Annotated in this window: 13 protein-coding genes; all 13 read right to left on the reverse strand. The window is 43.9% G+C overall.

Going from position 1 to position 15,833, the window contains the following annotated elements; translation table 11 throughout:
* On the reverse strand, nt 1-160 hold a 160-nt coding region (locus AC19MV_RS22045), incomplete at its 3' end, for a GTP-binding protein (protein ID WP_498299752.1).
* 69 nt (nt 161-229) lie between these two features.
* On the reverse strand, nt 230-2,326 hold the full coding sequence (gene fusA, locus AC19MV_RS22050) for an elongation factor G (protein WP_432405803.1): 2,097 nt from the start codon (nt 2,324-2,326) through the stop codon (nt 230-232).
* A gap of 79 nt (nt 2,327-2,405) precedes the next feature.
* Nucleotides 2,406-2,876, reverse strand: coding sequence for a 30S ribosomal protein S7 (gene rpsG, locus AC19MV_RS22055; RefSeq protein ID WP_160056453.1), 471 nt, complete (start codon nt 2,874-2,876; stop codon nt 2,406-2,408).
* An 82-nt stretch (nt 2,877-2,958) separates the two neighbouring features.
* Nucleotides 2,959-3,333 (reverse strand): 30S ribosomal protein S12, encoded by a 375-nt coding sequence (gene rpsL, locus AC19MV_RS22060; RefSeq protein WP_101033703.1) that lies wholly within the window; start codon nt 3,331-3,333, stop codon nt 2,959-2,961.
* A 177-nt stretch (nt 3,334-3,510) separates the two neighbouring features.
* Nucleotides 3,511-7,737, reverse strand: coding sequence for a DNA-directed RNA polymerase subunit beta' (rpoC, locus tag AC19MV_RS22065; RefSeq protein WP_432405809.1), 4,227 nt, complete (start codon nt 7,735-7,737; stop codon nt 3,511-3,513).
* 82 nt (nt 7,738-7,819) lie between these two features.
* A complete protein-coding gene (gene rpoB, locus AC19MV_RS22070; protein WP_432405812.1) occupies nt 7,820-11,851 on the reverse strand; it encodes a DNA-directed RNA polymerase subunit beta in 4,032 nt (1,343 codons plus the stop codon).
* Nucleotides 11,852-12,092: 241 nt separating this feature from the next.
* A complete protein-coding gene (gene rplL / locus AC19MV_RS22075) occupies nt 12,093-12,461 on the reverse strand; it encodes a 50S ribosomal protein L7/L12 (RefSeq protein ID WP_432405817.1) in 369 nt (122 codons plus the stop codon).
* 54 nt (nt 12,462-12,515) lie between these two features.
* Entirely contained in the window at nt 12,516-13,016 is a 501-nt protein-coding gene (gene rplJ / locus AC19MV_RS22080; RefSeq protein WP_432405822.1) for a 50S ribosomal protein L10, read from the reverse strand.
* Between the two features lie 286 nt (nt 13,017-13,302).
* A complete protein-coding gene (rplA, locus tag AC19MV_RS22085; RefSeq protein WP_432405826.1) occupies nt 13,303-14,004 on the reverse strand; it encodes a 50S ribosomal protein L1 in 702 nt (233 codons plus the stop codon).
* 4 nt (nt 14,005-14,008) lie between these two features.
* Nucleotides 14,009-14,437: a 50S ribosomal protein L11 gene (gene rplK, locus AC19MV_RS22090; protein ID WP_188843830.1), complete on the reverse strand. Its 429-nt coding sequence runs from the start codon at nt 14,435-14,437 to the stop codon at nt 14,009-14,011.
* Nucleotides 14,438-14,565: 128 nt separating this feature from the next.
* The gene (gene nusG, locus AC19MV_RS22095) at nt 14,566-15,117 is read right to left on the reverse strand and encodes a transcription termination/antitermination protein NusG (protein WP_498309980.1); all 552 of its coding nucleotides are present in this window, start codon (nt 15,115-15,117) and stop codon (nt 14,566-14,568) included.
* Nucleotides 15,118-15,126: 9 nt separating this feature from the next.
* Complete coding sequence (secE, locus tag AC19MV_RS22100; RefSeq protein WP_160056469.1) at nt 15,127-15,498, reverse strand: preprotein translocase subunit SecE; 372 nt, start codon at nt 15,496-15,498, stop codon at nt 15,127-15,129.
* 267 nt (nt 15,499-15,765) lie between these two features.
* A partial coding sequence (locus tag AC19MV_RS22105; protein WP_199734358.1) for an EF-Tu C-terminal domain-related protein occupies nt 15,766-15,833 on the reverse strand: 68 nt, incomplete at its 5' end.

A 15,833-nucleotide genomic window follows, 5' to 3' on the forward strand; every position in this document is an offset into this window, starting at 1 on the left:
GAGCGTTATCGATTTGTGCGAAGTTACGAACTTCACCACCATAAGTCTTAGACAATACAGCTGAAATAGCTGCTGTAAGAGTTGTTTTACCATGGTCAACGTGACCGATGGTGCCTACGTTTACGTGAGGCTTTTTACGTTCAAATTTAGCTTTTGCCACGATAAATTCCTTTCTTTTCAGAAGTGCTCGATTAATTCGAGCAATATAACATTGATGCCGTAACCGATATTAGTTACGAGATTCTATAATCGCTTTTGCAATGTTTTGCGGTGCATCTGTGTACTTATAAAACTCCATAGAGTAAGAAGCACGACCCTGAGATGCAGAGCGCAAATCAGTTGCATAACCAAACATTTCAGATAGAGGCACTACCGCATGAACGAGTTTAACACCTGCGATGCCATCGTCCATACCTTCAATTATGCCACGACGTCGGTTTAAGTCACCAACAACATCGCCCATATAATTTTCAGGTGTAGTTACTTCTACTTTCATACAAGGTTCGAGCAACGCGGGGTTTGCTTCTAGCGCACCCTGTTTGAAGCCCATTGAACCTGCAATTTTGAACGCCATTTCATTCGAGTCCACATCATGATATGAACCGTCAAATAATGTGACCTTCACATCAAGAACAGGATATCCAGCTAATACGCCGTTTTTCATCTGTTCCTGAATACCTTTGTCAACCGCCGGTATGTATTCACGTGGAATAACACCACCAACGACTTCATTGACAAACTCGTAGCCCGCACCCTCTTCGAGTGGTTCAAGTCTTAGCCAAACATGGCCAAACTGTCCACGTCCGCCAGATTGACGTACGAACTTACCTTCCACTTCTACTTTCGAACGGATAGTCTCACGATAGGCTACCTGAGGTTTACCTACGTTACACTCCACACTGAATTCGCGACGCATTCGGTCTACGATAATATCCAAGTGTAGCTCACCCATTCCCGATATTAGTGTTTGAGCAGACTCTTCGTTAGTTTCAACACGGAAAGATGGATCTTCTGCTGCTAATTTTTGCAGCGCAATACCCATTTTGTCCTGGTCAGCTTTCGAACGAGGCTCAACGGCGATGGTAATCACGGGTTCTGGGAACTCCATGCGTTCAAGAATCACTTTGTGATCATTATCGCAAAGAGTATCACCGGTTGTAACATCTTTTAGACCTATAGCCGCTGCTATATCACCTGCACGTACTTCTTTTAATTCAGTACGGTCGTTAGCGTGCATTTGCACCATTCGACCAATACGTTCACGTTTCTGTTTAACAGAATTATAAACGCCTGAACCTGTCTCAAGTACACCGGAATACACACGGATAAAGGTAAGTGTTCCAACGAATGGATCAGTCGCAATTTTAAATGCTAATGCAGCAAATGGTGCATTATCATCCGACGGACGTTCAACTTCATTCTCGTCTTCATCAATACCTTTAATTGCAGGTACGTCAATTGGCGATGGTAAGAAGTCGACAACCGCATCAAGAACCGCCTGCACACCTTTGTTCTTAAATGCAGAACCACAGGTTGCTAGTACGATCTCGTTGTTAATTGTGCGCTGACGCAGAGCTGCTTTAATCTCAGATTCTGATAACTCACCTTCTTCAAGGTATTTGTTCATCAGCTCATCTGAGGCTTCAGCTGCTGCTTCCACGAGATACTCATGCATATCGGCAGCTTTTGCTGCGAGATCTGCAGGAATGTCTTCATAAGTGAATGTCATTCCCTGATCTGATTCAGACCAGTTAATGGCTTTCATCTTAATTAAATCAATAACACCCTTGAAGTTCTCTTCTGCACCAATGTTTAATTGAATCGGCACACAAGTCGCACCAAGGCGGTTACGAATTTGTTTTATTACTCGGTCAAAATCTGCACCTGCACGGTCCATCTTGTTAACAAATACCATACGCGGAACGTGGTACTTGTCAGCTTGACGCCATACGGTTTCAGATTGCGGTTCAACGCCTGAAGAGCCACAGAATACAACTACGGCTCCATCTAATACGCGCAATGAACGCTCGACTTCAATAGTGAAGTCTACGTGACCTGGGGTATCGATGATATTAATTCGATGTTCAGCGAATTGAGCTTCCATACCGCGCCAAAAGGTGGTCACAGCAGCAGAAGTGATAGTAATACCACGTTCTTGCTCTTGTACCATCCAATCAGTCGTGGCGGCGCCGTCATGCACCTCACCGATTTTATGAGACATACCGGTATAGAACAGAACACGTTCTGTTGTGGTAGTTTTACCTGCATCCACATGAGCTACAATACCGATATTACGATAACGCTCAATTGGGGTTGTACGAGCCACTATTTATACCCTCTCAGCTAAAACTTTTGGTCTTAGCAATATCAACAATATGGAGCGGGCCAAAGCCCGCTCCATTATATTACCAACGGTAATGAGCAAAGGCTTTGTTAGCTTCAGCCATGCGATGCACGTCTTCACGCTTCTTAACAGCAGTACCTTTGTTTTCAGACGCATCTAGCATTTCACCTGCTAGACGTAGAGCCATAGATTTTTCACCACGCTTGCGAGCAGCTTCAACTAACCAGCGCATCGCTAGTGCGTTACGACGCACTGGACGAACTTCACATGGTACTTGATAAGTAGAACCACCAACGCGACGAGATTTAACTTCGACTGAAGGGCGAACGTTATCAAGAGCTGCTTCAAGGATTGTTAAATGATTTTCGCTTTTCTTTTCAGCGACAACATCTAACGCCTTGTAGATAATTTTTTCTGCAGTCGACTTTTTGCCGTCTTGCATAATGACGTTGATGAACTTAGCCAACAACTCACTGTGAAACTTTGGATCTGGTAGGATTTTACGTTGTCCTACAACGCGACGTCTTGGCATATCAATTCTCCGTATGCTTCAGGTATTTCCAAAACTGGAATGTCAAATAAATACTAGCTTGGCCTTACTTAAACGGGATACGTTAAGACTTAGGACGCTTAGCACCGTACTTAGAACGGCCTTGGCGACGTGAAGTCACGCCAGCACAGTCTAATGCGCCACGAACAGTGTGGTAACGCACACCAGGTAAGTCTTTAACACGACCACCACGGATTAGGATTACACTGTGCTCTTGCAAGTTATGGCCTTCACCGCCGATGTACGAAGTTACTTCGAAACCGTTAGTTAGACGCACACGAGCTACTTTACGTAGTGCAGAGTTAGGTTTTTTAGGTGTTGTAGTGTACACACGAGTACAAACACCACGTTTTTGTGGGCACGCGTTCAACGCAGGCACATTAGTCTTTTCGACTTTTGGCGCGCGTGGCTTACGTACCAACTGGTTTACAGTTGCCATGTATAGCTCCGACAGTTGATTTAAACTCAACAATTAGGTGTGAAAAATCTATATCCCACAATGATGGGACGCGGAATTTTAGAAAGGTAATGGCTATCTGTCAAGAAATAGCCAACTTTTCGTGCAAATTCCAATAAAAAAGGCGCCATTGGCGCCTTTTCTTAACAAAACGCTAACTTAATCTTGGCTACCTGCCAAGTTTAGTAGATCTGCTAGGTTCTGTTCAGCTTCGCTTGCAGTGACAGTTGTCGCTTCCACTTTGCCTTTCGAACTTGCTGCTTTAGCACGTTCTTCATTGCGAGTTTTGTGGTAAGCATAACCGGTACCAGCAGGGATCAAACGACCAACGATTACGTTTTCTTTCAGACCACGTAATGGATCGCTCTTACCACCAACAGCCGCTTCAGTTAACACACGAGTGGTTTCCTGGAACGATGCTGCTGATATGAATGACTCAGTAGCCAAAGATGCTTTGGTAATACCCAGTAATTCACGTTCGAACGTAGCAGGTGCTTTGCCTTGAGCGATTAGCTCACGGTTAGCAATCTTAACGCGCGCGACTTCAACTTGTTCGCCAGCTAAGAAGTCACTGTCACCTGCGGTGCTGATTAAGCACTTACGCAGCATTTGACGAATGATAACTTCGATGTGCTTGTCGTTGATCTTTACGCCCTGTAGACGGTAAACGTCCTGTACTTCGTTCACAATGTAGTTTGCTACGTTGTGGATACCACGAAGACGTAAGATGTCATGTGCCGCTTCTGGACCGTCAGCAATAACTTCACCACGTTCGACTTTTTCACCTTCGAACACGTTTAAGTTACGCCACTTAGGGATCATCTCTTCATAATGATCGCCGCCATCAGCTGGGGTAATCACTAGACGACGTTTGCCCTTAGTCTCTTTACCGAACGAGATAGTACCAGAGATTTCAGCAAGAATTGCTGGCTCTTTTGGCTTACGCGCTTCGAATAAGTCAGCAACACGTGGTAGACCACCGGTGATGTCGCGTGTTTTAGACGATTCTTGTGGAATACGTGCTAACGCGTCACCAACGTTGATTTTCGCGTTATCGTCTTTCGACACAATCGCGTTACCAGGCAAGAAGTACTGAGCTGGTACTTCTGTACCAGGGATCATTAAATCATTACCATCAGCATCAACTAGGCGAATTGCTGGACGAAGTTCTTTACCAGCTGAAGTACGAGCACCAATTTCTAGTACAACAACAGATGATAAACCAGTTAACTCGTCAGTTTGACGTGTCATGGTTACGCCATCAATCATGTCAACAAACTTAACGCTACCCGCTACTTCAGAGATAATTGGGTGAGTATGTGGATCCCAGTTAGCGATTATCTGGCCAGCTGTAACTTCACAGTCTTCCAATACTTCTAGTACGGTACCGTAAGGCACTTTGTAACGCTCTTTCTCACGACCTAGCTCATCAATGATGGCTAATTCAGAAGAACGAGATACGATAACCAGTTTACCGTCGATGTTAGAAACATGCTTAGCATTGTGTAACTTCAGAGAACCTGCGTTCTTAACTTGAACGTTGTTTTCTGCAGAAGCTCGAGATGCCGCACCACCAATGTGGAACGTACGCATGGTTAACTGTGTACCAGGTTCACCGATTGACTGTGCTGCAACAACACCAATTGCTTCACCGTGGTTAATAATATGACCACGAGCCAAGTCACGGCCGTAACACGCTGCACACACACCGAAGTCTGTTTCACAGGTAATTACAGAACGTACAATCACTTCGTCAATACTGTGTTCTTCTAACGTATTACACCATGCTTCATCAAGAAGCGTGTTGCGTGGAGCAAGAACTTCGTCAGTACCTGGCTTCATTACGTCTAGAGCAACAACACGACCTAGAACACGTTCGCGTAATGGCTCAACAACATCACCACCTTCAATAAGCGGTTTCATTGTTAGACCATGTTCAACACCACAGTCATCTTCAATAACAACTAAGTCTTGTGCAACGTCTACTAAACGACGAGTTAAGTAACCCGAGTTAGCTGTCTTCAATGCTGTATCGGCAAGACCTTTACGCGCACCGTGAGTAGAAATAAAGTACTGTAGTACGTTTAGACCTTCACGGAAGTTAGCTGTAATTGGGGTTTCGATGATTGAGCCATCAGGCTTAGCCATCAAACCACGCATACCTGCTAACTGACGGATCTGTGCAGCACTACCACGAGCGCCCGAGTCAGCCATCATATAGATGCTGTTAAACGAAGCTTGTTGCTCAGGAACGCCATCACGGTTAATCACTGTCTCAGTTGACAGGTTTTCCATCATCGCTTTAGATACTTTTTCGTTTGCGCTTGCCCAGATATCGATAACTTTGTTGTAACGTTCACCAGCAGTAACAAGACCTGACTGGAACTGCTCTTGAATTTCAAGCACTTCAGCTTCAGCGTCAGCAACTAAGGTATATTTTTCGTCTGGAATAACCATGTCATCGATACCAACAGAGGCACCAGAGATGGTTGCAAAACGGAAACCGGTATACATCAATTGGTCAGCAAAGATAACAGTATCTTTAAGGCCTAATTGACGGTAACAGGTGTTCAATAGCTTAGAAATCTGCTTCTTACCCATGTTTTGGTTAACCAAATCATAAGATAAGCCTTCAGGCAGAATTAACGATAAAAGCGCGCGACCAACAGTTGTATCTACGATACGTGTTGCTTTTGTTCTTTCGCCGTCTTCAGCAATGTGCGTTTCAGTAATACGTACTTTTACGCGAGCGTGTAATTCAGCTACACCTACAGCATAAGCTTTTTCAACTTCAGATACTGAAGAGAAAACCATACCTTCACCGAGACCATTAATACGTTCACGGCTGGTGTAGTACAAACCTAATACCACGTCCTGAGACGGTGTAATTACAGGCTCACCGTTAGCAGGTGACAAAATGTTGTTGGTTGACATCATTAGCGCACGAGCTTCTAACTGAGCTTCAAGCGTTAATGGAACGTGAACCGCCATTTGGTCACCGTCGAAGTCGGCGTTGTATGCCGCACAAACTAACGGGTGCAATTGAATTGCTTTACCTTCAATCAGAACAGGTTCAAATGCTTGAATACCTAGTCTGTGAAGTGTTGGTGCACGGTTAAGCATAACTGGATGTTCACGAATCACTTCGTCTAACACATCCCATACTTCAGCCTGTTCGCGTTCAACCATTTTCTTAGCAGCTTTAATCGTAGTCGCTAAACCACGCGCTTCTAGCTTGCCGTAAATGAATGGCTTGAATAGCTCAAGTGCCATCTTCTTAGGAAGACCACACTGATGCAGACGTAAAGTTGGTCCTACGGTAATTACCGAACGGCCAGAATAGTCAACACGCTTACCAAGTAAGTTCTGACGGAAACGACCTTGCTTACCCTTGATCATATCAGCAAGAGATTTCAGCGGACGCTTGTTAGAACCCGTAATAGCACGACCGCGACGACCGTTATCTAATAGCGCATCAACTGACTCTTGTAGCATACGCTTTTCGTTGCGTACGATAATGTCAGGCGCAGCTAAATCTAACAGACGCTTTAAGCGGTTGTTACGGTTAATCACACGACGGTATAGATCGTTAAGATCTGACGTCGCGAAACGACCACCGTCTAACGGCACTAATGGACGTAGATCAGGTGGAAGAACCGGTAATACTTTTAAGATCATCCACTCTGGCTTGTTGCCAGATGTGAAGAATGCTTCCATCAGTTTAAGGCGTTTAGTGACCTTCTTGCGACGGGTTTCAGAGTTAATTGAAGGCAACTCTTCTCGCATTTGCTCGATCTGTTCTGCTAAGTTGATCGCGCGTAGCAATTCAAGAACTGCTTCAGCACCCATCTTAGCTTCAAACTCGTCACCGTATTCTTCTAACGCATCAAGATACGTTTCTTCGGTTAGCATTTGGCCGCGTTCAAGCGTGGTCATGCCAGGCTCGATAACAACAAAAGATTCGAAGTACAGTACGCGTTCAATATCACGCAACGTCATATCAAGCATTAAGCCGATACGAGATGGAAGTGATTTTAAGAACCAAATGTGGGCAACTGGACTAGCCAATTCAATGTGACCCATGCGCTCACGACGCACTTTAGTCTGGGTAACTTCTACGCCACACTTTTCACAAATCACACCACGGTGCTTTAAACGTTTGTATTTACCACACAAACATTCGTAATCTTTAACCGGACCAAAAATACGCGCACAGAACAAACCTTCACGTTCAGGTTTGAATGTACGGTAGTTAATGGTTTCTGGCTTCTTTACTTCACCAAAAGACCAAGAACGGATTAGATCTGGCGAGGCCAAACCAATTTTGATTCCGTTAAATTCTTCAGTCTTACTTTGCTGTTTAAGAAACTTTAATAAGTCTTTCACGTTTCTCTCCTGAAGGAGTTAAACCAGGTGCTTTGCTGATGCAAAGCACCCTTGGTTACCAAACATTGCTTAAGTGCGATGCTTACTCTTGGTCCAACTCGATATTAATACCAAGTGAACGGATTTCCTTCAACAATACGTTGAAAGACTCAGGCATGCCTGGGTGCATCTGATGGTTACCGTCGACGATGTTTTTATACATCTGAGTACGACCGTTAACGTCATCTGACTTAACTGTTAGCATTTCTTGTAGAGTATAAGCTGCACCGTATGCTTCAAGTGCCCACACTTCCATCTCACCGAAACGCTGACCACCGAATTGAGCTTTACCGCCCAATGGTTGTTGAGTCACTAAGCTGTACGAACCGGTTGAACGGGCGTGCATCTTGTCATCAACTAAATGGTTCAGTTTGAGCATGTACATGTAACCAACGGTTACTTTACGCTCAAATTCGTTACCGGTACGGCCGTCACATAATGTCAACTGACCAGACTCAGGTAAGCCTGCAAGAGCAAGCATCTGCTTGATCTCTTTCTCTTTAGCACCATCGAATGCTGGTGTTGCAATTGGAATACCACCTTTCAGGTGAGTAGCCAGACGCACCACTTCATCATCAGAGAACGAATCGATATCAACACGCTGAAGCACGTCGTCACCTAATTCGTAGACTTGTTTGATGTAATCACGAAGTACGGCAATTTCACGCTGCTCTTCTAGCATTGCAGTAATTTTATTACCGATACCTTTAGCGGCTGCGCCCATGTGGACTTCAAGTACCTGACCGATGTTCATACGCGATGGTACGCCCAATGGGTTAAGTACGATGTCTACTGGATTACCTTCTTCATCGTATGGCATATCTTCAACAGGACAAATCTTAGAGATTACACCCTTGTTACCATGACGACCGGCCATTTTGTCACCAGGCTGGATAGTACGCTTAACTGCAAGGTAAACCTTAACAATCTTCAGTACGCCAGGTGCCAAATCATCGCCTTGAGTGATCTTACGACGTTTAATTTCAAACTTTTTATCAAAGTCAGCTTTTAGCTCTTCGTGCTGTTCAGCTAACTGCTCTAATTCAGTTTGTTTTGCTTCGTCATCGATAACTTGAATTAATACGTCTTTACGTGGGATTTCAGCTAATTTAGCTTCAGAATAACCCACTGACAGTAACAAGTTACGTGCACGGCTCAATACGCCTTCTTCAAGGATCTTGAACTCTTCGCCTAAGTCTTTACGAGCTTGGCGTACGTGCATTTCTTCAATTTCAAGCGCGCGCTTGTCTTTTTCAACGCCGTCACGGGTAAATACCTGTACGTCGATGATGGTGCCTTTCACTGAGTTAGGTACACGTAATGAGCTGTCCTTAACGTCAGATGCTTTCTCACCAAAAATAGCTCGGAGTAGTTTCTCTTCTGGCGTCAGCTGAGTTTCACCTTTTGGTGTTACTTTGCCCACTAGAATGTCGCCACCCTTCACTTCTGCACCAATATAAACAATACCTGATTCATCTAATTTAGATAAAGCAGACTCGCCTACGTTTGGAATATCAGCAGTGATTTCTTCGCTACCCAATTTAGTATCACGAGCAATACAAGAAAGCTCTTGGATATGGATAGTAGTGAAACGATCTTCTTGCGCTACACGCTCAGAAATTAAGATCGAATCTTCGAAGTTATAACCGTTCCAAGGCATGAACGCGATACGCATGTTTTGGCCAAGAGCCAATTCACCAAGATCCGTAGAAGGACCATCGGCTAACACGTCACCACGAACTACTGGTTCACCAGCAAAACAAACTGGACGTTGGTTAATACAAGTGTTTTGGTTTGAACGGGTATATTTAGTGAGGTTATAAATGTCGATACCTGCTTCGCCTGCGCGTAGCTCATCTTCATTTACTTTGATTACAATGCGACTTGCATCGACATAATCAACCACACCACCACGCTTAGCAACTACAACAACGCCAGAGTCAACCGCTAGAGTACGCTCAATACCAGTACCCACTAACGGCTTATCAGCACGTAAAGTAGGAACGGCTTGACGTTGCATGTTTGCACCCATCAATGCACGGTTAGCATCATCGTGTTCTAAGAACGGAATCAGCGATGCCGCAACAGAAATAATCTGCTGTGGAGATACGTCCATATATTGAACATCTGCAGCACGCATAAAGGTAGATTCACCTTTGTGACGACACGCAATCTGTTCTTCAACCATGCGGCCAGCAGCATCAACTTCAATGTTTGCCTGAGCAATAACATAACGGCCTTCTTCGATTGCTGACAAATATTCAACTTCATCAGTAATGACACCTTCAACCACTTTGCGGTACGGTGTTTCTAAGAAACCATAAGAGTTAGTACGTGCAAAACTTGCTAACGAGTTGATTAGACCAATGTTTGGACCTTCAGGGGTCTCAATTGGACATAAACGACCGTAGTGAGTTGGATGTACGTCACGAACTTCGAAGCCAGCACGTTCACGAGTCAAACCACCTGGGCCAAGTGCAGAAATACGACGCTTGTGCGTCACTTCTGATAGCGGGTTGTTTTGATCCATAAACTGAGACAACTGTGAAGAACCGAAAAATTCTTTCACTGCCGCAGAAATTGGCTTAGCGTTAATTAAGTCTTGTGGCATAAGCTCGTTTAAATCGCCTAAAGATAGACGCTCACGAACAGCACGCTCAACACGGACTAAACCAACACGGAATTGGTTTTCAGCCATCTCACCAACACTACGAATACGACGGTTACCCAAGTGGTCAATATCGTCGACTTCATCATAGCCATTACGGATTTCGATGATTTTCTTCATTACCGATACGATGTCTTCTTTAGACAACACACCGCGACCTTCATCTTCAGCAATCTCAAGACGACGGTTGAACTTCATACGACCTACTTTAGATAAGTCATAACGTTCTTCACTGAAGAATAGGTTTTGGAATAAACCTTCAGCTGCATCTTTGGTTGGTGGCTCGCCAGGACGCATCATACGGTAGATTTCAACTAATGCTTCTAAGCGGTTAGTTGTAGAATCGATACGTAATGTGTCGGCAATATAAGCACCATGATCAAGGTCATTGATGAATAATGTATCAATGTTCTTAATACCAGCAAGTGATAACTTAGCTAAATCTTCTAAGGTAATCTCGCTGTTAGCAGTAACTAATACTTCACCTGTATCTTCATCGATATAGTCTTGTGCAGCATACTTACCAACGATGTATTCAACTGGCACTTCAAGCTCAGTTGTGTTGGTTTTTTCAAGTTGCTTAATATGACGCGCAGTAATACGACGGCCAGCTTCAACCAATAAAGCGCCTTCAGCATCTTTAATGTCATAGCTTGCTGTTTCGCCGCGTAAACGGTCAGGCACAAGTGCCATTACAAGTGAGTCTTTCTTGATCTTAAACTCAATACGCTCAAAGAATAAATCTAAGATGTCTTGAGTAGAGTATTCAAGCGCACGTAGGATAATCGTTGCTGGTAATTTGCGACGACGGTCAATACGGACGAATAAAGCATCTTTAGGATCGAATTCAAAGTCAAGCCATGAACCACGGTAAGGAATAATACGTGCGTTATACAGCACCTTACCTGAAGAGTGGGTTTTACCACGGTCATGATCAAAGAACACGCCTGGAGAACGGTGTAACTGAGAAACGATAACACGCTCAGTACCGTTGATAACGAAAGTACCGTTATCAGTCATCAATGGGATATCACCCATGTAGACTTCTTGTTCTTTAATGTCTTTAACAGTGCCAGCAGCAGCTTCACGGTCAAACAACACCATGCGTAATTTAACGCGTAGTGGTGCTGAATAAGTTACACCGCGGATCTGACATTCTTTCACATCAAAAACTGGCTCACCTAGTTTATAACTGACATATTGCAGCTCAGAATAACCAGAAAAGCTCTTGATAGGAAAAACGCTACGGAATGCAGCTTCTAAGCCACGCTCACCCGTAGGGTCTTGATCGGTGAACTTCTTAAAAGAGTCTAACTGGATAGACAATAAATAAGGGATGTCCAAAACTTTTGGACGCTTACCAAAGTCTTTGCGAATACGCTTCTTTTCAGAATAGGAGTAAACCATGGGTTTCCTCTGCTTACGAGATGTGACCAAGACTGAAATACATTAATTTTTTAATATAAATCAGCGCGTTTGCCCGTCACCGTTGTCGCAAGAACCTAACCAGTAATCTCTGCTAGGAACTGCTAAAACTGGCGATAAACGGTGAATAAAAAATCGCCTGCGCATAGAGCGCAAAAAAGGCCGACGGTTAAAAAACCGCCAGCCTTCACCCAATTGCTTGGGTGAGCAAGTAAGCTATAGCTTACTTGATTTCAACTTCTGCACCAGCTGCTACTAACTCAGCTTTAAGCGCTTCAGCTTCTTCTTTGCTTACCGCTTCTTTAACAGCGATTGGCGAAGATTCTGACATAGTTTTAGCTTCTTTCAGGCCTAGACCTGTAGCGCCACGAAGAGCTTTAATTACAGCAACTTTGTTAGCACCGTGTGAAGTAAGAATTACGTCGAATTCTGTTTGTTCTTCAGCAGCTGCACCAGCATCGCCGCCGCCAGAAACTACTGCAGCAGCAGCAGAAACGCCGAATTTCTCTTCCATAGCTTCGATTAGTTCAACAACTTCCATTACAGACATTGCTGCAAAAGCTTCTAACATTTGGTCTTTAGTGATAGACATAAGAAATATTTCCTATTGTTCTGAATTCAATTTGATTAAGCGGCCGACTTAAAATTAAGCGGCGTCTTGTTTTTGATCGCGAAGGGCGGCCAATGTACGAACGAACTTGCCAGCAGATGCTTCTTTCATAGTCATCATTAACTGAGCTAGTGCTTCGTTGTATGTTGGTAGTTTCGCTAAACGATCAATATCAGCTGCAGGGATAAATTCCCCTTCGAAAGCTGCACCTTTAACTTCAAACTTAGCTTGCTCTTTAGCGAAATCTTTTAAAAGACGCGCTGCAGCACCTGGGTGCTCAGTAGAGAAAGCTAGTAAAGTTGGGCCAGTGAAAGTTTCGGCTAGGCACTCAAAAGCAGTACCTTGAACAGCGCGACGAGCTAGAGTGTTACGTACTACACGTACATAAACACCATTAGCGCGAGCTGCTTTACGCAAAACAGTCATAGCACCTACAGTTACGCCACGTGAATCAGCGGCAACTGCAGAAAGTGCACCTTTGGCAGCTTCGTTGACTTCAGCAACAATTGCCTTTTTGTCTTCGAGTCTTAATGCCATTGGCTTTACTCCTGGATTCTACCTAGGGAATACCCCTAGAATTTACCAAACTAAGCACAACATGTGCTTAGTTACTAACGGTGCAGATATTCCAGTAAAAAAATTTAGCTGGGGCCTGACACCGTCTACGCAGGAAATTAAGTGAACCTTACGATTGACACCTGCGGTCTTGGACGGAAGCTCTATTGCTACTCAACAAACCTAAATAATTAGGTCAATATTGGATAGAATGAGCTTCAACCCACAAAGTGCGCGCATTATAGACTAGTGCGCGCATTTTGTAAAATTACTTAATGTCTTCCAAGCTAGCTTGGTCAACAGTCACACCTGCACCCATAGTGGTAGAGATGCTAATTTTTTTCACGTAAATGCCTTTTGCAACTGCAGGCTTAGCCTTTTTCAGTGCAGACACTAACGATTCTAAGTTGTCTCTTAACTGTTCAACAGTGAAATCCACTTTACCGATAGTAGTGTGGATAATACCGTTTTTGTCGTTGCGGTAACGAACTTGACCAGCTTTAGCATTCTTAACTGCTTCTGCAACGTTAGGCGTTACAGTACCAGTTTTAGGGTTAGGCATTAAACCACGTGGGCCTAAGATCTGACCTAACATACCAACAACGCGCATTGCGTCTGGTGATGCGATAACAACGTCAAAGTTCATTTCGCCAGCTTTAACTTGTTCAGCTAAATCTTCCATACCCACAAGTTCAGCGCCAGCAGCTTTAGCAGCTTCAGCGTTTGCACCTTGAGTGAATACAGCAACACGAACGTCACGACCAGTACCGTGTGGTAGTACAGTAGCACCACGCACGTTTTGGTCTGATTTACGAGGATCGATACCAAGGTTAACAGCTACGTCAACACTTTCTAAAAACTTAGCAGTTGCTAGTTCTTTTAAAAGTGCTACTGCTTCGTTGATGTCGTACTGTTTAGTTGCATCAACTTTTTCGCGGATTACGCGAGCGCGCTTAGTTAGCTTTGCCATTATATTAGTCCTCTACTACCAAACCCATTGAACGTGCAGTACCTTCAATTGAGCGAGTCATCGCTTCAATGTCAGCACCAGTCATATCAGCTGCTTTAGATTCAGCGATTTCCTGAACTGCGCTACGCTTGATAGTTCCTACTTTTTGAGTATTAGGACGGCCAGAACCTGATTTCAGACCTGCTGCTTTAAGCAGTAGGAAAGACGCAGGTGGAGTCTTAGTTTCAAAAGTGAAAGAACGGTCGTTATATACAGTGATAACAACAGGAATTGGCATGCCTTTCTCGAACTTTTCAGTACGAGCGTTGAATGCTTTACAGAATTCCATGATGTTCACACCTTTTTGACCTAAAGCAGGACCAACTGGTGGAGACGGGTTTGCAGCACCGGCTGCTACTTGTAGCTTAATATAAGCTTCAATTTTCTTTGCCATGTCGACATTTCCTCAATTTGGGTTCAAACGCATCTCGGCGACATGCCAATTTGCTCCCCTGAAAACAACGGGTGCGAATTATATTAAAATACGCACCCGCAAACAATATTTATTTGTAGTTATTTTAATCAGCTCTTTTCGACCTGATGAAAATCTAACTCTACTGGTGTTGAACGACCGAAAATCATAACAGAAACCTTCACGCGGTTTTTGTCGTAATCAACTTCTTCAATAGTGCCGTTAAAGTCAGCAAATGGACCATCACACACACGCACAACTTCACCAGGTTCATACATAACACGATGAGTCGGTGACTCAATTGTGTCTTGCAGACGCTGGAGAATAGCATTGGCTTCTTTATCAGAAATCGGCGCTGGACGGTCTGAGGTTCCACCAATAAAGCCCATTACACGTGGAATGCTCTTTACTAAGTGCCAACTGTCATCGTTCATTTCCATTTGGACTAATACATAACCAGGGAAGAACTTGCGTTCGCTTTTACGACGCTGACCTGCACGCATTTCGACCACTTCTTCAGTAGGAACTAAAATCTCACCGAAGTAGTTTTCCATGTTGTGCATTTTGATATGTTCAAGCAGTGTTTTAAGCACACGACCTTCATAGCCCGAAAAGGCTTGAATTACATACCATCTTTTTTTTGCTTCTGTAGCTTCAGTCATTTTAGATGCCTATACGCCAGTAATTAAATTGACTACTCGTAATAATACCGCATCTAATCCCCAAAGGATCAGTGCTACTACAGCGGTTGCTGCAAGTACAATAAACGTAGTGTTTAGCGCCTCTTGGCGAGTTGGCCATACTACTTTACGCACTTCAATGTGTGCTTCACGGGCAAATGATAATGCTTGCTTACCCTTGATAGTTTGCAATGCGATAACACCTGCTATAGCAAAGGCAATAATTACCCCAGCAACACGAGCCACAACATTTGCATCTGCGTAAAATTGATTGCCTATAACAGCAGCAGCGATGAGCAATGCTGCTACGCCCCACTTAACGATATCCAAAGAATTACTCTGGTTTTCAGTATTTGTTGTCATCGGTTAATTCCGTTACTCACTACGACCTGAGCTTAGCTTGGTAAACAACATATTTACCAAATCCGCATTTCCGAGCTTTCCCAGAAAATGCATAAGCACAGGGTCAAAAATCGGCCATAGATTGTATTCTTATTCAGCTTTGTTCGCAACAATACAGGTAAAGTTAGCGTAACAATTTAGGCAAAAAAAACAATTAATCGATATTTTTTTCCTAAAAACAAAAAAGGAAGCCGAAGCTTCCTTTTTCAGTGTTCACTAAAGTCGCTATTACGCGATGATTTTAGCTACTACACCAGCACCAACTGTACGGCCACCTTCACGGATAGCGAAACGTA

The sequence above is a fragment of the Shewanella sp. MF05913 genome (genome assembly GCF_059758095.1).